We start from the raw sequence: 19,442 nt of genomic DNA, 5'->3' as shown, positions 1-19,442 counted from the left end.
GGCATAAAAATATGCGCTAATCGGTTCGGGTGTGCTCTGATGATTAGGTCATCCTTCCTTAGGGAAGCCTAACTCCGTGCCCGATAGGATTTCCGTTGCCTGTCTCCCGACCCCCACAGCGCATCTCCCGCCGCAGCCTCCTCGGCGGCGCCGGTCTCGGCCTGGCCGCCCTGGCCCTGGGCGCCTGCTCATCCCGCGAGACTGTCGGCACCGGAGCCGCCGCGGCCGGTTCCGGCGGCTTCACCGTCACCGACATGCGCGGCGTGCAGGTTCACTTCGACGCCCCGGTGCAGCGGATCGCCACCACGGTCATTCCCTCGCCGTCCATGCTGGCCGCCGTCGACGGCGGCTACGACAAGATCGTCGGCATCAACGAATCCACCCTGCAGGCCAACCAGCAGGGCCTGTTCGGCGAGATGTTCCCCGAGTCGAAGACGACCACCACCATCTCCCCGTCCAGCTTCACCCCCAACATCGAGACCATCACCACGCTGGAGCCCGACGTCGTGTTCCAGTGGGCGGACCAGGGCGACGGGCTGGTCGAGCCGCTGGAGAACGCCGGCTTCAAGACCGTCTGCCTGCTCTACGGCACGCAGGAATACCTCGAGACCTGGGTGTCCCTGTTCTCCACCATCCTCGGCAAGCCCGAGCGCGGCACCGAGATCGTGGACTGGATGCACGCCGACATCGCCCGGCTGCAGGAGGAGCTCGACGGCGTCGCTCCCGTCCGCGTGGTCCACCTGGGCCAGTCCGGGGACGGCTACTCCGCGTCCAACAAGACCTCCTACATGCACTACTGGATGGAGCTGGCCGGCGGGCGGAACATGGCCGCAGACAACCTCTCCGCCGAGAACGTGGTCAGCGCGGAACAGCTCATCGAGTGGGATCCCGAAATCATCACCCTCGGCGGCTTCGACGCCCGCACACCCGCAGAGGTGTACGCCGACGCTGCCCTGGCCTCCGTCTCCGCGGTGAGGAACCGCCGGGTCTACAAGGCGCCGTTGGGCGGCTACCGCTGGGAGGTGCCCTGCGCCGAGTCGCCGCTGATGTGGCAGTGGGCCGCCGAGCTGTACCACCCCGAGCGCACCGGGCACACGCTGCGCGCGGCCATGAAGGAGAAGATCCGCTACCTCTACGGCTACGACGTCTCCGAGAAGCAGATCGACGCCGCGCTGCGCCTGGACATGAACGGCGACGGCGTTGGCTACGACGTCTTCCGCGGCTGAGGTGGGCGTGCTGAAAACCGGGCAGGACACCGGTCCGGTGCCCGACACCACGGCCGGCCGGCAGCGCAGCCACCGGCTGCCGATCCTGCTCTGCGTGCTCATCCTGCTCGCGGTGGCGCTGGTATCCATGGCGGCCGGGCGGTACTGGGTGCCGCCCAACGAGATCCTGCGCATCCTGGCGAACGAGGCCACCGCCCTGTTCGGCGGCGAGGGCCTGATCCGCCGCACCTGGACCGACCAGGAAGCCACCGTGGTGCTGGATGTCCGGCTGCCGCGGGTGCTGCTGGCCTTCCTGGTCGGCGGGGCGCTGTCCCTCGGCGGTGCCTGCCTGCAGGCCCTGTTCCGCAACCCGCTGGTCAGCCCGGACATCATCGGCGTCACCGCCGGCGCCTCGTTCGGAGGGGTGCTGGTGCTGACCCTGGGCCTGTCCGGCGGCTGGATGGTCGGCGGGGCGTTCGGCTTCGGCCTCGCCGCGCTCGCCGTGGTGCTGGCTTTGGGATGCATGGGCGGACGCAGCAACCCGATGCTCATGATCGTCCTCGGCGGCATCGTGGTGGCCGCGTTCTTCAACGCCCTGGTCTCCTTCATGACCTACCTGGCCGACCCCTACTCCGAGCTGCCCTCGATCGTGCACTGGCTGCTCGGCTCCATCGCCGCCGCCGGCTACGACAAGGTCCTCACCGCCCTGGTGCCGGTTGCCGTCGGCGCGGCCGTCGTGCTCGCCCTGCGCTGGCGGCTGAACGTCCTCTCGCTGGGCGACGACGACGCCGCGGCTCTGGGCGTGAACCCGCACCGTTCCCGGGTGGTGCTGCTGTGCGCGGTGGCGCTGATGACCGCCGGCACCGTGGCCGTGGCCGGCGCCGTCGGCTGGGTGGGCCTGGTGGTGCCGCACCTGGCCCGGCTCTGGGTGGGTCCGGACCACCGGGTGCTGCTGCCGGCGTCCGCGCTGCTCGGCGGCGCGTACCTGATGCTGATCGACACGCTCAGCCGCTCCCTGTCCAGCAGCGAACTGCCGCTGGGCATCCTTACCGCCATCATCGGCGCCCCGGTCTTCGTGGCCCTGCTGGCGCGTTCCCAGAAGAAAGGCGAGATGTCATGACCGCACTCTCCGCAACGGATCCGGCCGCCGTCGACGGCGCTGAGGCCCCCGCTTCGGGCGCGGACCGGCGCCGCCTCCCCAAGCCGGGAACGGCACCGCACCCGCTCGGCGCACCCGCCCGGCCGGCGGCGTCGTCCGCCGGTGAGCCGCTGATGCGGGTCACCGGCCTGGGGCACCGCTACTCGCGGCTGCGGCCCTGGCTGTTCCGCGACCTCGCATTCGAGCTGCACCGCGGCGAGATCCTCTCCATCCTCGGACCCAACGCCCGCGGCAAGACCACGCTGCTCAAGTGCCTGGCCGGGCTGCTGGCTCCGCGCGAGGGCAGCATCGACTGCGCCCCGGGCATCGGCTACGTGCCGCAGGACCACGGCGCCGGCCCGGCCTTCACCGTCGCCGAGATGGTGCTGATGGGCCGCACCCGGCACCTGCGCGCCTATCAGAGCCCGCGCCGCGAGGACCACGACGCCGCCGACGCCGCCATGCAGCGGGTGGGCGTGGCCGATTGGGCGCACCGCGACTACTCCGAGCTTTCCGGCGGGCAGCGCCAGCTGGTGCTGATCGCCCGGGCGGTGGCCTCCGGCTGTGAGCTGCTCATCCTGGACGAGCCGGCCTCGGCCCTGGACCTGCACAACCAGTCCCGGGTGCTCGGCGTCCTCGCCGGCCTGGCCGCGGACGGCATGGGCATCATCATGACCACCCACCATCCCGACCACGCGCTGCACGTGAGCCGCAACGCGCTGCTGTTCGTGGGCAGCGACGACACCCGCTGGGGCCCCACCGAGGACCTGCTCACCGGACCGGCCCTGTCCGAGGTGTACGGGCTGCCGATCTGCACCCCGACCGTCGGCACCGTCTCCGGGGACCGCGTCATCGCGGTGCCGGACTTCGGCCCGTCCTGCCGGGCCTGCCCCGTGCCCGAGGCGGTCGGCGCCCCGGGTGCGGAACTGCCCCTGCACATCTCTTCCCGAAAGGACCACCCGTGATTATCCGCCTGATCGGCGGCACGCCGATGCGCGGCCAGAACGACCCCACCTGGCGCGGCGCCATCGAAGACGTCGACGCGTACGACCTGGACAATGACGCCGCCCGCGCCCGCATCCTCTCGGCCTCCGGGCTGATCATCGGCGGCGGCGTCGACCACCTGCTGCTGGGCCGGTACCAGGCCGAGCTGACGGACTTCGTGCGCCGCGGCGGCCGGGTCCTGGTCAACGGCCAGGTGGTGCGGCCGTTTATCGACGGGCTGGCCGCCTGGCGGAAGCTGGAGTTCCGCGGCGCGCAGGACGTGCGCCCGCATGCCGTGACCCCGCATCCGGTGTGGGACGGCGTGGACTACAAGGACCTGCACTACCGCACCGGCGTGCCGGGGGTGCACAGCTACGAGCGGCTGGAGGAGATCGGCGTCGCCGGCTTCTACGGCCGCGGCTACCATCTGGACCTTCCCGACGGCGCTTCCGTGATCACCGGCATCGGCCAGTACCGGCTGCCGCTGGACTACGCGTATCCGCTGGGCGCCGGTGAGGTGCTGGTGCACGGCGGCAACGACCTGGAGAGCTTCAGCGACGAGAAGTACACGATCGGACGGATCGGCCCGAACCTGGTGGCCTGGCTGGCAGGCGGCACCGGCGGCCGGGCTGCGGCAGCGCCGGCGTCGGACACCGACGTCCCGTCCGACGCAGCTCCGGTCGACGCCGCGGGCCGGACGGCCGCCGCCGTGCCCGGGACCAGCGGGGACGCGCCGCGGATCGGGCTGCTGCACTGCGGCACCTTCACCGCGCTGCGTACCCTGGCCGATCCCGCCCTGGCGCCGTACCGGATCGAATCGGTGTACCTGCCCGAGGCGGACCCGGCTGCGCTGGCCGATCTGGACGCGGTCATCGTGGGGGACCGGCTGCACCAGGGGCAGCTGGCCCGCTTTGCCCCCGCCCTCCGGGAGACGCTGCAGGACCCGGCGAAGACCGTCGTCGTGCTCGGTGAGAACAAGGTCGAGGACTGGCTGCCCGGGGTGGGCTACACCTTCCGGCCGACCGTGTTCTGGACCTGGCGCACCGGGGAGGACAACGGCACCCGGCTGCGGCTGCCCGAGGACCCGATGTGGCAGTTCCTCACCCCGCGGGCGGTGGCCTGGCACCATCACGGCGTGCTGCACCCGCGCCCGGGCGCCCGGCAGCTGGTGGTCATGGAGGAGGACGGCGCCGAGCTCGGCGCGCTGCTGTACGTGGACGAGGTGAACCAGCCCGCCCGCCTGCTGGTGACCACCATGGACCCGGTCTACCACCACGGGTCGGGCTTCATGCCCGGCGCCTCCCAGCTGCTCTACTCGCTGCTGCGCTGGGTCACGGCCACGCACCGGACGGCGCGGGTTACGGCTCCGGCGTAACGCCGGCGCCGCTGCCGGTTCGGGACGCCGCTGCCGCCGCGCAGTGGCAGCGGATTCCCCAGCCGGCAGCGGAAGCGGCAGGGGCCCGACGGCGCGGGGCAGCTAGAGGGTCAGCCCCATGCCGAGGGACTCCGGCGCCGTTTCAGTGAAGCCGTGGCGGGCATAGAGGCGGCGGCCCGGGGCGTCGGCCATCAGGGTCACCCAGGCTCCGGCGGGTGCTTCCCGGCGGATGGTGTCCAGCAGATGGGTCAGCACGCGGTCGCCGAGGCCCCGGCGCTGGTGGCCGGGCAGCACGGCCATGTCCACCACGTGGAAGTACCAGCCGCCGTCGCCGATCACCCGGCCCATCGCCACCGGTTCGCCGGTCGCCTCGTCCACGACGTGGCAGGCGGCCCATCCGCCGGGCAGGCCGGCTTCGGCCTGTTCGCGCTTCTTCGGGGACAGGCCCGACTCGGCGCGCAGACGCAGATAGGCATCCACGGGCGGAGGACCGGGAACCAGGCGGTAGGAATTCGGGGCGGAGGTGCTCACGCCTCCGATTCTTTCACCACCGGCGGTTCCTCCCGCAGTCCGCGGCGAGCCGCCCGCCGTACGTAGAGGGCCACGCCCCAGTCCAGGACGTTGACCGCCAGGATTACCGGGGCGCCGTAGATGAGAGCGATAAAGGACACCACGGCGATGGTGCCCAGCAGCCCGAACATGGCGGTCTCGTCGGGGCCCAGCGGGATGTCCGGCATGCCCAGCAGCAGCGCGACGTAGATCAGCACCATGGCCAGGACCAGCAGGCACACGATGGCGTTGAGCACCAGCCGCACCCGGTGAATGCCGCGCACCAGCACATCGGCGCGCAGGCTGGACCCGGCGGGAGCCGGGGCGGGAACGGGGGTCATAGAGACATTGTGCCGTGTTCCCGGCCCCGCCCGGTCACCCGAACAGCAGCTTGGCCGCCAGGGCGAGCATCACGACGCCGATCAGCAGGTCCAGCACCTGCCAGGTGCGCGGGCGGCTCAGCGCCCCGGACAGGGCCCGGGCTCCGTAGCCGAGCCCGGAAAACCACAGGATGCTGCCCGCCACCGCCCCGGCGGCGAAGATCCACCGCGCGTCCGGACCGTACTGATTGGCGATGCTGCCCAGCAGGACCACCGTGTCCAGATACACGTGCGGATTCAGGAAGGTCAGGGCCAGGGTGGTCGCGATGACCGAGCCGCGGGAGCGCGGCTCCTGCGCCGTGAGCGCGGCGGGCTTCAGCGCGGAGATCAGCGACCGGAGCCCGAACCAGGCCAGGTAGGCCGCACCGCCCCAGCGCAGGAGGTCGAGAGCCAGCGGGAACGCGGAGACCAGCGCGCCGATGCCGGCGGTGCCGCCCAGGATCAGCACCGCGTCGCTCACCGCGCAGAGCACGACGACGGCGCCGACGTGCTCACGGCGGATGCCCTGGCGCAGCACGAAGGCGTTCTGCGCGCCGATGGCCACGATCAGTCCCAGACCGGTCAGCAGGCCCGTGCTCCAGATGCTCCACATGCCTTCGACGCTAGGCCCGGAACGGGCCGCAGACAAACGAATGAATCTCAGGATGCATTAGATTTCCTTCATGAACTTCGAGCACCTGCGCGCCCTGGCCGCCGTCGTCGACGAGGGCACCTTCGAAGCCGCCGCCGATCTGCTGCATATCAGTCCGTCCGCGGTCAGCCAGCGCATCAAGGCGTTGGAGAAGTCGACGGGGCAGGTGGTGGTGCGACGGACGGTGCCCTGCACACCCACCGGGGCGGGCGGGGCGCTGCTGCGCCTGGCACGGCAGGTGCAGCTGCTGGAAGCCGAAGCCCGGGATGCCCTGGGCGCGGGCTTTGCCCGGACCGCCACCCCGGTCGCGGTCAACGCCGATTCGCTGGCCACCTGGTTCCTCCCGGTGCTGCAGGAAGCCGCCGGGTGGGCCGGCACCACGCTGGACCTGCATGTGGAGGACCAGGATCACAGCGCCCGGCTGCTGCGGCAGGGCGACGTCCTCGGCGCGGTCACTGCGGACCCCAGACCGGTCAACGGCTGCCATGCCGTCCGGCTGGGGGCGATGCGCTATGTCCCCGCCGCCGCACCGGCTCTCCGCGACCGGTACGCTGCGGGCGGCGTCGTGGACTGGGACGCCATGCCGATGGTGCAGTTCAACACCAAGGACGACCTGCAGCGGCGGTTCCTTGCCTCACGCGATGCGGGCAGGCGTCCTCCGACGCACATGGTGCCGTCCTCCGAGGCGTTTGTCGCCGCGGTGCGCGCGGGGCTGGGCTGGGGCATGGTGCCGGAACTGCAGGTCGGCTCCGACTTCGACGACGGCCGCCTGGTGCTGCTGGATGATCAGGCCCAATCCGACGTCGTCCTGTACTGGCAGTCCTGGGCCCTGCAATCCGAGCGGCTGGACCGGCTGACGGCGGCGGTGCGGCGGGCGGCCCGGGCGCTGCGGGGCAACGCGCCTGAGGCCTCCTGATGAACGAGGCGGTGCGGAACGCCTACGCTGTACGGGCGGTTGAGTACACCGAGGTCCTTGGGAGCATGGACGCGGTCCATGCCGAGGACCGCCGGCTGGTGGCGGACTGGGCGGGAAGGGTCAGCGGGCCGCTCGTGGATGCGGGCTGCGGTCCCGGCCACTGGACACGTTTCCTGGTGGACCTGGGCGCCGACGTCGCAGGCGTGGACCAGGTGCCCGAGTTCATCGAGCAGGCCCGGACGCGGTTCCCCGGCGTCCGGTTCCACGAAGGCAGCCTCGAGGCGCTTCCCGTGGAGGACGCCTCCCTGGGCGGCATCCTCGCCTGGTACTCGCTCATTCACTTCCGCCCCGACACTCTCCACGTACCGCTGAGGGAATGTGCCCGGGTGCTCAAACCCGGCGGGACGCTCCTCACGGGGTTTTTCGACGGCCCGACTGTGGAACCGTTCGACCATGCCGTCTTCACCGCCTTCCGTTGGCCAGTCCAGGAGCTGGCGGCGGAGCTGAGCCGCGCCGGGTTCGAGGTGGTCGAGACTCACCGGCGCACCGACGTCGGGCAGCGCCCGCACGCCGCGATTCTCGCCCGGCGGAAGGGTTCGGAAAGACCGCGCACCGCGCCGCCGCTACGCTGAGCGGATGACGGTGCTCGCAGGCCGTCACCTTGGACTGGGAACCGGCTGTGCAGGACGGCTTTGCGTTCCGTGCGGTGCGGGCACGGCCAGCCACCAGGCCAGCACCGCCACCGGCAGGAGAACCCCAAGCCCGGTGAACAGCTCCAGCGCGGCAGGGCCCTGCTCCAGGACCACGCCGGTGAACGTCAGCGTGATGGTTACCGACGAGAACAGGAACACCGGCACCATCACGGCGGCCAGGCCGTAGCCGACGGCGCGCGCCCTGCCGGTCCGCCGTCGGGCCGAGACATAGACCACCGGCAGCAGCAGCGCCGCCCACACCCAGTGGTGGAACCAGGAGATCGGCGAGATCGCCAGCATCACGACGGCGTTCGCGCAAATTGCCGCGAGCCTGTCACCGGCCTCGTCCGCGCGCCGGATCGCCAGGTAGCCCAGCACGATGACGGCCAGCGACGCCGCCAGCCACAACGGCCGCTGCAGCGCCTCCCCGGCGCCCAGATGCGCGACCAGCGAATTCAGCGACACGTTGTACATGTTCGTGGTGTCGCCGACCCGCTCCGCGTCGAACAGTGCACTGGTCCAGAACGCGGCGGCCTGCTGCGGGGCGGCGGCGAAACCGGCGGCGACCGTGGCGGCGAAGGTGAGCCCCATGACCACGATGGGCCGCCAGTCCCGGCGCGCCAGGAAAATCAGCCCGAACGCCAGCGGCGTGAGCTTCAGCCCGGCCGCCAGGCCGATCAGCACCCCGCGCGGCACCCGGGTGGCCGGGCGCAGCAGGTCGGCGAGCACCAGCAGCATCAGCGTGGGATTGACCTGCCCGAAGCCGAGCCCTTCCCGCCACGGACCGAGCACACCGATCAGGAGCACGGCGACGACGACGGCGCCCGCGCGCCCGGCGGGCCTGTCCAGGACGCCGGCCAGCCGGGCCGGCAGAAGCCCGGCGTTTCGGCGCAGGTATCCCACCACCACGGCGGCCACCGCAACCAGGCAGATGAGTGACGTTGCGGTGACCAGGGCCAGCCCGGAGGCCTCGGGCAGAAAGGCGAACGGCACGAAGATCAGCGCGGCGAAGGGCGGATAGGTGAACGGCAGGCCGCGGGTGTCGGTTTCGATCAGGCTCGGGTCATACAGCTGGTGGCCGTTCAGCCCGAGCAGGGCGAGCACGCCCTCGCGGTAGACGCGGAAGTCCAGTCCGTGGATCTGCGCCGCGACGACGACCAGCGCGAGGGCCGCCGGGAGCCCCACGGCCAGCCAGATCAGGGCGGCACGGGGCAGGGTGGAGATCCGGGGCAGGTTCCTGGGCATGGCCTCCAGTCTACGGAGCGGGGCGGTGGTTGCTGACCGGCTCGTCAGGCGCGCAGCGGCTGGCAGTGCGGGCAGTAGTAGAGATCGCGCAGGGACAGCTCGTCGTCACCGAGCAGTTCGTGGGCGACCTTGGTGCCGCAGCGCAGGCAGCCGCGCTTTTCCCGGTTGTACACCCACAGCTGGTCCCGGCCCATCGCCCCGGTGGTGATCCGGCGGGACCGGTTCTTGTTCGCCTCCAGCAGCCGCTTGGACAGCTCCACGATCCGCGGCAGGTCCGGCACCTGCCCGACCGGGGTGAGCGGATGCACGCCGGCCAGGAAACACAGCTCGCACCGGTAGACGTTGCCCAGCCCGGCCATGATCCGCTGATCCAGCAGGGCCAGCCCGATCGGCCGCTCCGGTTCAGCCCGCAGCCGGCGCAGCGCCTCCGCGGCGTCCCAGTCCGCGCCCAGCAGGTCCGGGCCGAGATAGCCGACGGCGTCGGCCTCCTCCCGGCGCGGCAGCACCCGCAGGAACCCGAGCTCGAAGCCGACCGCCTGCACGTCGCCGGCCTCCAGCACGCAGCGGGCCTTGAATGCCGGACGCCGCCACTTTTCGCCCGTCCGGTAGAGGTGCCAGAGGCCCTCCATCTTCAGATGGGAGTGCAGGATCCAGCCGTCCTCACCGCCGACGCGGATCAGCAGGTGCTTGCCGCGGGACACCACGTCGTCGACCGTCTGCCCGGTGAAGTCGGTGGTGGCGAACTTCGGCACCCTGATATCGCAGCGGGTCAGGGCGCGCCCGGCCAGGGCGGCGTTCAAATCCTTGGCCGCCCGCCAGACGGTATCTCCCTCAGGCACGGTACCGCAGCCCCCTCGGCGTGGTGTAGAAGCCGGCCGCGGTCAGCGCCTGCGCCACCGGGGTGTCGAGGATGTCGGCACCGTTGACCTTTTCCACCGCCATCTTCTCCGCGGCTCCGCGGCGGATGATGCCGACCAGCGCCTGCGCGCAGAGCTCCAGCTCCGCCGGATCCTCGGTGAAGGTCAGCAGCGTCTTGCCGCCGCGCTCCACGTACAGGGCCAGCGCGCCGTCGAGCAGCACCACCAGCGCCCCGGCCTTGCGGCCGGGCCGGTGCCCGGAATCGGTCGCCGGCCAGGGCAGCGCCGCACCGTAGGGGTTCGCCGGGTCGGTGGCGGCCAAGGCGACGGCCTTCGGCTCGGTGCGGTGCAGGTCGGCGTCGTGGGAGAAGGACCGCAGCCGGTCCACCGTCGCCGGGACGGCGAACTGGGCGGCGCCCAGCTGCTCGATGAAGTAGCCGCGCCGGCACCGGCCCTGTTCCTCCAGCCGGGCGAGGACCTTGTACAGCAGCGCGAACCCGCCGGGGGTGCCCTCGCTGGCCACGGACCCGCGGGTGACCACCCCGTACCGGTCCAGCAGCAGTTCCGCGGTGGCATGCGCGTGCAGGGTGGTGTCGGTTTCCGGGGCAGGCAGCACGCTCCAGCGGCCCGCGGCCAGGGCAGGGGAGGTACGGGCCGCCGGGCCCTGGCCGTTCATGGCCAGGCGCATGGAGCTGCCGGTCAGGGACTTTCCGGGGGCGCGGCCCAGCCGGTTCAGCCGGGCCGTACGGGCGCGCGGCGGCCCTGAACGCTGCTTGTGGGCGGTCTTGCCGCCGGCGAGCAGCGACCGGACCGGGGTGAACGTGTCGTTGCTGATCCGCCCGGCCCAGGTCAGTTCCCAGAGCGCGGTGACGACGTCGGCGTCGGGCACATTCTGCCCCGCCGCGGCGAGGGCCTCGCCGAGCTGGCGGAAGAAGTACGCCCCGCCGCCGTCGAGCACTTCGAGCAGCTGCTGCTGCAGGTCCGACGGCGTGAACTCCGGATCGGAGGACAGCGTCAGCGGCGCGTTTTCGGCCAGGTGCAGGCTGATCCAGCCGTCGTTGCCCGGAAGGGAGCCGCTGCCGGACCACAGGATCTCGCCGGTGGCGGTCAGCTCGTCGAGCATGGCCGGCGCGTAGTCGCGGATCCGGGTGCCCAGGATCAGCGGCTCCCAGGCGGAGGCCGGAATCGGCACGCCGGAGAGCTGGTCCACCACCGTCACCACGCCGTCCAGGCCGCGCAGGTTGGAGCCCACGTTCTGCCAGGCGGGCAGGAACCGGCCGTAGGTGGCCGGGTCCACCGGCTCCACCTCGCTGCGCAGCGCCGCCAGGGAACGCCGCCGCAGCCGGCGCAGCACTTCAACGTCGCACCATTCGGTGCCCTGCGCCGGGATGGTGACGACGGCGCTGCCGCCGTCGGTGCCCTCGGCCGGGGACAGCAGCTGCGCCTCGGCGGGCCGGAACTCGCCTTCCACCACGCGGCCCTCGTCGGCCAGCCGCTGCAGGGTGGCGGTGACGACGGCGACGCCGAGTCCCAGCCGTGCGGCGGCCTCCGCTGCCGTGAAAGGGCCGTGGGTGCGGGCGTAGCGGCCGATCAGGTCTCCCAGCGGATCCGCGACCGGTTCGATGAAGGCCAGCGGCACGCCCATCGGCAGCGGCACGCCGAGTGCGTCGCGGAGCCGGGCGGCGTCTTCGATGGCCGCGTACCGGGTCTTGCCGGCCACGCCGACCTTCAGCGCCCGGTTGGCGCGGACCAGCTGCTCGAGCAGCTCCTCGGCGTAACCGGCGTCGGCCTGCGCGCTGTCCGCAGCCTCTTCCGCCGCCTCCGCCGGCGGCTGCAGCCGGGCGGCGGTCTCGGCCACGGACAGCGGGCCGAGCAGCCGGAGCAGGTCCGCCACGCCCTCCAGGCCGCGGGCCCGCCGGTCCGTGGCCAGGCGCTGCAGCTCGCGCTCGGTCTGCGCGATGATGCCGGCGTCGAGCAGTTCGCGCAGCTCGGCCCGGCCCAGCAGTTCGTTCAGCAGGGTCGGGTCCAGCGACAGGGCCGCAGCCCGGCGCTCGGCCAGCGGGGAATCGCCTTCGTACAGGAACGCGCCGACGTAGCCGAAGAGCAGGGAGCGGGCGAACGGGGAGGGCTGCTGGGTGGTGGTCTCCACCAGGCGCAGCTCGCGGCGTTCAATCGCGGCGGCGAGGCCCTTCAGCGCGGGCAGGTCGTAGACGTCCTGCAGGCACTCCCGCACGGTCTCCAGAATGATGGGGAAGGTCGGGTACTTGCGTGCCACGTCCAGCAGCTGGGCCGAACGCTGCCGCTGCTGCCACAGCGGGGTGCGCTTGCCCGGGTTCTGCCGCGGCAGCAGCAGGGCACGGGCGGCGCACTCCCGGAACCGGGAGGCGAACAGCGCGGAGCCGCCCACCTCGGCGGTGACAATGCCCTCCAGCTCCTCCGGATCGAACAGGAACAGCTCGGCGCCGGGCGGTTCGTCCTCCATGAGCGGCACCCGCAGCACGATCCCGTCGTCGGAGGCCATGGCCGAGCCGTCGAGGCCGTACCGCTGGTGCAGCCGGGCACCCACCGCCAGCGCCCAGGGCGCGTGCACGGGCATGCCGAACGGGCTGTGCAGCACGATCCGCCAGTCGCCCAGCTCGTCGTGGAAACGCTCCACCACCAGGGTCCGGTCGGTGGGCACCACGCCGGTGGCCTGCTCCTGCTCGCGCAGATAGGTCAGCAGGTTGCCGATCGCCCACTCGTCCAGCCCGACGGCGGCGAGCCGCTCCCGGGCGGAATCCTTTGCGGCCCCGGCCAGCTCACGGACGAAGCCGCCCAGGGCCCGGCCCAGTTCCACCGGACGGCCCTGCGAATCGCCGCGCCAGAACGGCAGCTTGCCGGGCTGGCCGAAGGCGGGGGAGACCAGCACCCGGTCATGGGTGATGTCCTCGATCCGCCAGCTGGTCGCCCCGAGCGCGAACACGTCGCCCACCCGGGACTCGTAGACCATCTCCTCGTCGAGCTCGCCGACCCGGCGGCTGTTCTTGCCCTCCGATTCGCCGACCAGATAGACGCCGAACAGTCCGCGGTCCGGGATGGTGCCGCCGCTGGTGACCGCCAGCCGCTGGGCACCGGGCCGGCCGGTGATGGTGCCGGCCTCGCGGTCCCAGATGATCCGCGGGCGCAGCTCGGCGAACTCATCGGAGGGGTAGCGGCCGGCCAGCAGATCCAGCACCGCGTCGTAGGCCGAGCGCGGCAGGGCGGCGAACGGCGCCGCCCGGCGCACGACGTCGAACCATTCCTCCACATCAATCGCGCCCAGGGCGGTGGCGGCGACGGTCTGCTGGGCAAGGATGTCCAGCGGATTCGCCGGAATGGCCAGCGGCTCGATCTGCCCGGCGAGCATCCGTTCCGTGGTGACGGCGGTGTTCAGCAGGTCGCCGCGATGCTTGGGAAACAGCACGCCCTGCGAGGTCTCGCCGACCTGGTGCCCGGCCCGGCCCACCCGCTGCAGGCCGCTGGCCACCGAGGGCGGGGACTCGACCTGGATGACCAGGTCCACCGCGCCCATGTCGATGCCCAGCTCCAGGGAACTGGTGGCCACCACGCAGCGCAGCCGGCCGGACTTCAGGTCGTCTTCGATCATGGCCCGCTGGTCCTTGGACACCGAACCGTGATGGGCGCGGGCCAGCAACGGGCCCTCATCGTCCGCGGCGGCGGCGACGTCGGCCGGCGGCCGGGCACGGACGCTGACGCCGGCCTGCGCCATCAGCTGCGCCGGGGGCCGGGCGGTCGGCGGCGCAGCGCGCCCCGGACCGGCGTCGGACCCGGCGGCCCCGTTCCCGCCGTCGCCGTCTGCGCTGTCCAGTCCGGCGGCCAGCTGCTCGGCGGTCAGCTGCGCCATCTCCAGCCGCAGCGCGTGGATTTCGTTCAGCCGCGCGGTGAGCCGCTCGGCCAGCCGCCGGGAGTTGGCGAACACGATGGTGGAGCGGTTGGCCTCGATCAGGTCAACGATCCGCTCCTCGACGTGCGGCCAGATGCTCGCCTGCGGCGCGTAGCCGCCGTCGAGCGTGTCGTCGGTGGCCGGCGCCCCGGCCAGGTCGGACATGTCCTCCACCGGCACGGTGACGGTGATGTCCCAGGACTTGGCCGACGCCGGAGCCACCACCTGCACGGGCGCGTTGCCGCCCAGGAACCGGGCCACGGTCTCGTGCGGTTCCACGGTGGCGGAGAGCCCGATGCGCTGCACCGGCTTCTCCAGCATCGCGTCGAGCCGGGCCAGGGTCAGCGCCAGGTGCGCGCCGCGCTTGGTGCCGGCGACGGCGTGCACCTCGTCCACGATGACGGTGTCGACGTCGGCGAGGGTTTCCCGTGCCCGGGAGGTGAGCATCAGGAACAGCGACTCGGGCGTGGTAATCAGGATGTCCGGCGGCCTGGTCAGCAGGGCCCGCCGCTCCGCCTGCGGGGTATCGCCGGACCGCACGCCCACCGTGATGGACGGGGCGGGCAGGCCCAGGCGCTTGGCGGTCTGGGTGATGCCGATCAGCGGGGAGCGCAGGTTCCGCTCCACATCCACGCCGAGGGCCTTCAGCGGGGAAATGTAGAGCACCTTGGTGCCGCGCTTCGGCTCGGCGGCCTTTCCACGCCGGGCACTGCCCTTGCCGCCTGCCGTGCCGGCGGCCGCCGGGAGGTCGACGTCGAGCTCACCCTGCCCGGGAGCGGCGGGGGAGGCACCGCTGCCGCCGGCCGCGGCGTCCTTGATGAAACTGTCCAGGGCCCACAGGAACGCGGCGAGGGTCTTGCCGGACCCCGTGGGGGCAATGACCAGGGCGTTGGAGCCGTTGGAGATGGCGTCCCAGGCGCCCTCCTGTGCGGCCGTCGGCGCGGTGAAGGCACCCTCGAACCACTCCCGCGTGGCGGGGGTGAACTTCTGCAGGACCGAGGCAGCCGGACTCATGCCCCCATTGTTCCGCACCCCGGTGACAATTCCGGCTCCTTCCGCCGCCTTCGGCTCAGGGCGTACGACGCCGGCGGGCCGAACCCGCCGGCGTCCTACGGACACCTGCCGGCGCAGGTCAGCGCTGCTGCAGCACCCCGACGGAGAGCAGCTCGATCTCCTCGTTGCCGCAGCCAAGGGAGGGATGCTCCACCCGCAGCGAGGCGGTGTCATCCGGCGGGTACACCAGCAGGGCGGCCGTGCCTGCGGCGGCGCACTCATCGCCGTAGTTCTGTGCCCGGGTCTCGCGCAGCTCCGCCGCCGCCTGTTGGCCCGGTTCGAGGACCAGGGGCACGGCCTCGGCGTCCGCGCGGGCCGCCGGTGCGCCGACCTGGCTGCCCGCCGCGTCCACATAGGAGACGCCGGGGTAGCCGCCGGTGGCGCAGGCGGTGGAGGAGTCGTTGGTCAGCACCAGGGTGCGGTACACGCTGCCTGCTGCGCCGCCGCCGGGCTCGGTTTCCACCGTGGCCGAGAGCAGGTCCGCGGTGCAGCGGGGCATGGCGGCGGTGGTGTCGCCGCCCGGGGAGGCCGCGGAGGCTGCGGGTGCGGAGGCGGCGGCCGAGTCTTCAGCGGAGGGGGAGGCCGTGCCCGAGGCAGCGGTCGAGGCCCCTGCGTTCGGGCTGTCGCCTCCGTTGCCGCCGCAGGAGGACAGCGCCAGCAGGGCGGTCAGGGCCAGGAGTGGAACGGCTGTGGAGCGAGTGGTGCGCGATGTCATACCTGTCACAGTCGTCCGTTGCGTGCTCCGCGTCAATTCGCGTCGGAGCCTGGCCCGGGGCGCGGCCCCGGGCCGGGCCCCAGGCGGCCCGCCGCCGGTTCCGACCCGCCGTCGGCGGGCCGGAACGTTGGCAGCGGGGCGGCGCTTCAGCAGCAGGTGGCCGAACCCCGGCAAGGCACAGGGCTCAGCGGGCCGCCCGGCGGCGGTTGGCCAGGCTGAGCGCCAGCCCTGCGAGGCCCGCTACGAGGCCGGCGGCCCCGGCGCCCAGGCCGATCCAGCCGGCGGTCTCCGCCCGCTCAATCTCGTCGTCGTCATCATCCTGCGCGGCGGCGGCGGAGGAGCCGTGTCCGTGGTCGTCGTCGTCATCATCCGCTTCGGAGACCACCAGCGACGGCGCCGGGTAGTCCAGCTCGGAGGCGTCGCGGCCCTCGCCCGGGACCTCGGCCCAGTCGCTCTCACCCTCGGCGCAGCTCTGCAGCACGGGGAACGCGAGCGTGGAGCCCTCCGCGTCCGGCAGGGTGACGTCCAGCATGAGGACGTCGCGCACGCCGTCGGCCACCGGTTCCTTGGCGGTGAAGACCACCTGCGCGGTGCGCTCGGTGACCGAGGAACCGTTGGGCAGGGTGCGCGGCTCGGCCAGCTCCTCGGTGACCTTTTCGATGTCCCAGCCGGGGTGGGCGGTGGGCACCGCGTCGGTCAGCTCATCGGGCAGCGTGACCGTGACCGTGGTCGTCGGCGAACCGGAGCAGCCGTGCGAAAAGTCGAACGCCAGCCGGGACGAGGAGCCGGCGGCGGTGGAGTCGGGGGAGACATGGACGTGCGCCGACGCCGGGCCCAGGCCCAGGGCCAGGAGCCCGGCGGTGCCGGCGGCGGCGAGCAGGGGGGGGTGCGGAACTTGTGCATGGTTTCGACTCTACCGGCGGGCACGGACCCGCCCCGAACCTACTCGTGGTGGTACGGCCGCCCGGCCGCGATCTCCTGCGCCCGGTACACCTGCTCAGCCAGGATCAGCCGCACCAGCTGATGCGGGAACACCAGCGGGGACAGCGACCAGACGAAGTCCGCGCGGTCATGGACGGACTGGTCCACGCCGTAGGCACCGCCGATCACCAGGGTGACGTTCCGGGAGTTGTCCAGCGGCCGGCGCAGGGTCTGCGCGAGCTGGGGGGAGGTGATCGCCTTGCCCCGCTCGTCGAGCAGGACCACGTAGTCGGAGCCCGTCTTGGCGAGCAGCCGCTCCGATTCCTCCCTGCGGGCGGCGTCGCCCTCGCGGGCGGAATGGGGGATCGGCACCCAGGTGAGGTCGAAGGGCTTCTTCAGCCGCTTTTCGTAGCGGCGGATCCCGTCCACCACCCAGTCCTCGTGCTTGCGGCCGACCATCAATACGCGCAGTGCCATGCCCTTATTCAATACCGCCGGGCGGTCCGGCCGGAAACGCGCCCGCAGCGGCTAGACTCCACGCCCATACGCTGTTCGAACCCGGGAGGAAGCATGGCCGAGCACAAACGAGCACTGGTCCTGGGCGGAGGCGGGGTGGCCGGCATTGCCTGGGAGCTGGGCGTCCTGCATGGACTGGCAGACGCCGGGGTCGACCTGGGCGCCGCGGACCTGGTGGTGGGCACCTCCGCCGGTTCCGTCGTCGGCGCCGCACTGCGCTTTGGCCAGGCCGAGGCCGCCTACCAGGCGCAGATCGCCGAGGACACTCCGCCGGCGCAGTACCGGGAGCCCACGGCGTTCAGCGGAGAGGCCTTCCTGAACGCCCTCGCCGCAGCCGGAGCCCAGGGCGGGGGGGAGCAGGCGGCCCGGGCCAGGATCGGCCAGCTGGCACTGGGCGCCTCGACGCAGCTGTCCGAAGAGCAGTGGGTGGGGCAGATCTCCGCGCTCGTGCCGGCTGCCGCGTGGCCGGAGCGCCCGTTGGCGGTCACCACGGTGGACGCCGGAACCGGGGAGTTCCGGGTCTTCGGGGCCGACGACGGCGTGTCCCTGCAGCGCGCCGTCGCCGCCAGCTGCGCGGTGCCCACGGTCTGGCCGCCGGTGGACGTGGACGGGAACCGGTACATGGACGGCGGCATCCGTTCCGCCACCAATGCCGACGTCGCCGAGGGCTATGACTCGGTGCTGGTGCTCTCCTGCGGGCTGGAGGCGCCGAGCAGTCCCTTCGGGCCCTCGCTGCCGCAGGCGCTGGAGAAACTGGGCCGGCACAGCCGCGTCGTGCTCATCGAGGCGGATGCCGCAGCGCTTCAGGCCTTCGGCAGCAATATGCTGCTGCAGTCCACGCGCCGTCCCTCAGCCGAGGCGGGCCGGCGGCAGGCGGAGCAGCGGCTGGCCGAGGTGCGGGAGCTGTGGGGCAGCTGACGGCGGCCCGGGAGGCGGAAGGTCAGCGCCCGTCGTCGCCGACCTTGCCCTGCAGGTCCCGGTCCAGGTCCGCCCCGGGTTCGACCACGATGCCGTCTTCGCGCTGGGGCACCTGGGATCCCTGTTCCTCCGCTTCGCGTTTCTGGATCACGTTGAGAAGTTCCTCCAGCTCATCGCTCATGGCCGCAAGGCGGGCACTGCTGGTCTCCTGAGCCAGCCCCAGCACGAGCTGGGTCTGCCGGGCGCGAAGCTGGTCGAGGGTCGGGGGCGTTTCGTTGGTGGCCATGGTTCATCTTACAAAGCCTGCTGACGACGCCGGTGCTGCGGGTGTCCGGGCCCGCCGGGAGCGATTACTAAGTTTGCTTATATACAAAGTCATCAGCTAGCTTCATATTCAATCCCGGCGTCGTCCAGCAGTGGGCGGCAGGGGCCGGGCTGTCCCAAGCGGAGGTGAATGTATGTTCTTCCACAAGCAGGAACTCCAGTTCAAAGCGACTCCTGACAAGCCGGATGCTGTCTACGCCCGCAAGCTCCAGGAGGTCCTCGGCGGCCAGTACGGTGAAATCACCGTAGCGATGCAGTACGGCTTCCAGTCCTGGAATTCGCATCTTCCCGGCAAGTACCGGGACCTGCTCTACGGCATCGCGGCAGAGGAAATGGGCCACGTGGAAATGCTGGCCATCATGATCGCCCAGCTGCTGGAGAAGGCGCCCCTGGGGATCACCGAAGACGCCGTCCAGTCCGATCCGACCATCGCGGCCGTCGTGGGCGGGATGGATGTTCAGCACGCCATCGTGGCCGGCGCCGGCGCCCGCCCGGTGGACTCCAACGGCAACCCCTGGACCGCAGCGTACGTGACTGCCAGCGGCAACCTGCTGGCCGACTTCACCTCGAACGCGAATGCGGAAATGCAGGGCCGGCTCGCCGTCGCCCGGCTGTACCACATGACCGACGACAAGGGCGTGCGCGATATGCTCTCGTTCCTGCTGGCACGCGACACCATGCACCAGAACCAGTGGACCGCCGCGGCCCGCGAGCTGCAGGAAGAGGGCTACGAGCTGCTGCCGGTGCCGAGCAACTTCCCGATCAAGAAGGAAGAGCGCGAAGTGTCCTACCAGTACCTGAACTTCTCCAACGGTCCGGCTGCGGCCGAGGGCAGCTGGGCTTCCGGCCCCACCCCGGACGGCAAGGGCGAGTTCAGTTACCACGACGGGCCGACCACCACGGCGCCGATGCCGGACGTTACCCGTCCTGACGCCCGCTACTACGGCACCACGGATATCCCCAACACCGTGGAAAAGATCGCCGGTACGGTTCAGGACAAGCTGAACAAGGAGTAACACGGTTACTGAGCTGCCCGGACGTTTCCCCCAGCGTCCGGGCAGCTCCCTGTTAACCCGGCTGATCGCCCCGGCCGGCCCTGGC

The 19,442-nt window shown here is 71.8% G+C and carries 18 protein-coding genes; 8 read left to right on the top strand and 10 right to left on the bottom strand.

What is annotated here, in order from left to right; translation table 11 throughout:
- Positions 1–95 precede the first annotated feature (95 nt).
- From AC5RUW_RS13615 to AC5RUW_RS13600, 4 genes are read left to right on the top strand one after another with little or no spacing between them, the layout of a single operon-like run.
- Positions 96–1,226, top strand: a complete 1,131-nt coding sequence (locus AC5RUW_RS13615) for an ABC transporter substrate-binding protein (RefSeq protein ID WP_494161173.1) — start codon at positions 96–98, stop codon at positions 1,224–1,226.
- Positions 1,201–2,325 (top strand): FecCD family ABC transporter permease, encoded by a 1,125-nt coding sequence (locus AC5RUW_RS13610; RefSeq protein WP_494161172.1) that lies wholly within the window; start codon positions 1,201–1,203, stop codon positions 2,323–2,325. The genes AC5RUW_RS13615 and AC5RUW_RS13610 overlap by 26 nt, the downstream gene beginning before the upstream one ends.
- Positions 2,322–3,308 (top strand): ABC transporter ATP-binding protein, encoded by a 987-nt coding sequence (locus tag AC5RUW_RS13605; protein ID WP_494161171.1) that lies wholly within the window; start codon positions 2,322–2,324, stop codon positions 3,306–3,308. Before AC5RUW_RS13610 ends, AC5RUW_RS13605 begins: the two co-directional genes overlap by 4 nt.
- The gene (locus AC5RUW_RS13600) at positions 3,305–4,702 is read left to right on the top strand and encodes a hypothetical protein (protein ID WP_494161170.1); all 1,398 of its coding nucleotides are present in this window, start codon (positions 3,305–3,307) and stop codon (positions 4,700–4,702) included. The genes AC5RUW_RS13605 and AC5RUW_RS13600 overlap by 4 nt, the downstream gene beginning before the upstream one ends.
- Before the next feature lie 102 nt (positions 4,703–4,804).
- Here the strand turns inward: AC5RUW_RS13600 and AC5RUW_RS13595 are convergent, their stop codons facing one another.
- The 3 genes from AC5RUW_RS13595 to AC5RUW_RS13585 are packed head-to-tail and all read right to left on the bottom strand — an operon-like array spanning position 4,805 to position 6,223.
- The gene (locus AC5RUW_RS13595; protein ID WP_494161169.1) at positions 4,805–5,233 is read right to left on the bottom strand and encodes a GNAT family N-acetyltransferase; all 429 of its coding nucleotides are present in this window, start codon (positions 5,231–5,233) and stop codon (positions 4,805–4,807) included.
- The gene (locus tag AC5RUW_RS13590; RefSeq protein ID WP_494008227.1) at positions 5,230–5,592 is read right to left on the bottom strand and encodes a hypothetical protein; all 363 of its coding nucleotides are present in this window, start codon (positions 5,590–5,592) and stop codon (positions 5,230–5,232) included. The genes AC5RUW_RS13595 and AC5RUW_RS13590 overlap by 4 nt, the downstream gene beginning before the upstream one ends.
- Before the next feature lie 34 nt (positions 5,593–5,626).
- Positions 5,627–6,223, bottom strand: a complete 597-nt coding sequence (locus AC5RUW_RS13585; RefSeq protein WP_494161168.1) for a LysE/ArgO family amino acid transporter — start codon at positions 6,221–6,223, stop codon at positions 5,627–5,629.
- A 70-nt stretch (positions 6,224–6,293) separates the two neighbouring features.
- On the opposite strand from AC5RUW_RS13585, the gene AC5RUW_RS13580 reads away from it, so the two are divergent.
- Both AC5RUW_RS13580 and AC5RUW_RS13575 read left to right on the top strand, forming a co-directional pair.
- On the top strand, positions 6,294–7,178 hold the full coding sequence (locus AC5RUW_RS13580) for a LysR family transcriptional regulator ArgP (RefSeq protein ID WP_494161167.1): 885 nt from the start codon (positions 6,294–6,296) through the stop codon (positions 7,176–7,178).
- Positions 7,178–7,810 (top strand): class I SAM-dependent methyltransferase, encoded by a 633-nt coding sequence (locus tag AC5RUW_RS13575; protein ID WP_494161166.1) that lies wholly within the window; start codon positions 7,178–7,180, stop codon positions 7,808–7,810. The genes AC5RUW_RS13580 and AC5RUW_RS13575 overlap by 1 nt, the downstream gene beginning before the upstream one ends.
- A 24-nt stretch (positions 7,811–7,834) precedes the next feature.
- On the opposite strand, the gene AC5RUW_RS13570 is transcribed toward AC5RUW_RS13575, so the two are convergent.
- The 6 genes from AC5RUW_RS13570 to AC5RUW_RS13545 all read right to left on the bottom strand — a co-directional run bounded on the left by AC5RUW_RS13570 (position 7,835) and on the right by AC5RUW_RS13545 (position 17,060).
- Positions 7,835–9,115, bottom strand: a complete 1,281-nt coding sequence (locus AC5RUW_RS13570; RefSeq protein ID WP_494161165.1) for a glycosyltransferase 87 family protein — start codon at positions 9,113–9,115, stop codon at positions 7,835–7,837.
- Between the two features lie 44 nt (positions 9,116–9,159).
- The gene (locus AC5RUW_RS13565; RefSeq protein WP_494008234.1) at positions 9,160–9,954 is read right to left on the bottom strand and encodes a DNA-formamidopyrimidine glycosylase family protein; all 795 of its coding nucleotides are present in this window, start codon (positions 9,952–9,954) and stop codon (positions 9,160–9,162) included.
- The gene (locus AC5RUW_RS13560; RefSeq protein WP_494161164.1) at positions 9,947–14,908 is read right to left on the bottom strand and encodes a DNA glycosylase AlkZ-like family protein; all 4,962 of its coding nucleotides are present in this window, start codon (positions 14,906–14,908) and stop codon (positions 9,947–9,949) included. The genes AC5RUW_RS13565 and AC5RUW_RS13560 overlap by 8 nt, the downstream gene beginning before the upstream one ends.
- Positions 14,909–15,026: 118 nt before the next feature.
- The gene (locus AC5RUW_RS13555) at positions 15,027–15,662 is read right to left on the bottom strand and encodes a DUF4232 domain-containing protein (protein WP_494161163.1); all 636 of its coding nucleotides are present in this window, start codon (positions 15,660–15,662) and stop codon (positions 15,027–15,029) included.
- 184 nt (positions 15,663–15,846) lie between these two features.
- Complete coding sequence (locus AC5RUW_RS13550; RefSeq protein ID WP_494161296.1) at positions 15,847–16,500, bottom strand: YcnI family protein; 654 nt, start codon at positions 16,498–16,500, stop codon at positions 15,847–15,849.
- Between the two features lie 104 nt (positions 16,501–16,604).
- Positions 16,605–17,060, bottom strand: a complete 456-nt coding sequence (locus tag AC5RUW_RS13545) for a 23S rRNA (pseudouridine(1915)-N(3))-methyltransferase RlmH (RefSeq protein WP_494008238.1) — start codon at positions 17,058–17,060, stop codon at positions 16,605–16,607.
- A gap of 93 nt (positions 17,061–17,153) precedes the next feature.
- Here AC5RUW_RS13545 and AC5RUW_RS13540 point away from each other — a divergent pair, with 93 nt between their 5' ends.
- Positions 17,154–18,017 (top strand): patatin-like phospholipase family protein, encoded by an 864-nt coding sequence (locus AC5RUW_RS13540; protein WP_494161162.1) that lies wholly within the window; start codon positions 17,154–17,156, stop codon positions 18,015–18,017.
- Between the two features lie 22 nt (positions 18,018–18,039).
- Here AC5RUW_RS13540 and AC5RUW_RS13535 read toward each other — a convergent pair whose 3' ends face one another.
- Complete coding sequence (locus tag AC5RUW_RS13535) at positions 18,040–18,303, bottom strand: hypothetical protein (RefSeq protein ID WP_494008240.1); 264 nt, start codon at positions 18,301–18,303, stop codon at positions 18,040–18,042.
- A 172-nt stretch (positions 18,304–18,475) separates the two neighbouring features.
- Between AC5RUW_RS13535 and AC5RUW_RS13530 the strand changes: the two genes are divergently transcribed.
- Positions 18,476–19,357, top strand: a complete 882-nt coding sequence (locus tag AC5RUW_RS13530) for a manganese catalase (protein WP_494008241.1) — start codon at positions 18,476–18,478, stop codon at positions 19,355–19,357.
- Positions 19,358–19,442 lie beyond the last annotated feature (85 nt).

Source organism: Arthrobacter sp. Y3222053 (genome assembly GCF_059092805.1).
This window is presented reverse-complemented; position numbering and strand designations above follow the sequence as displayed.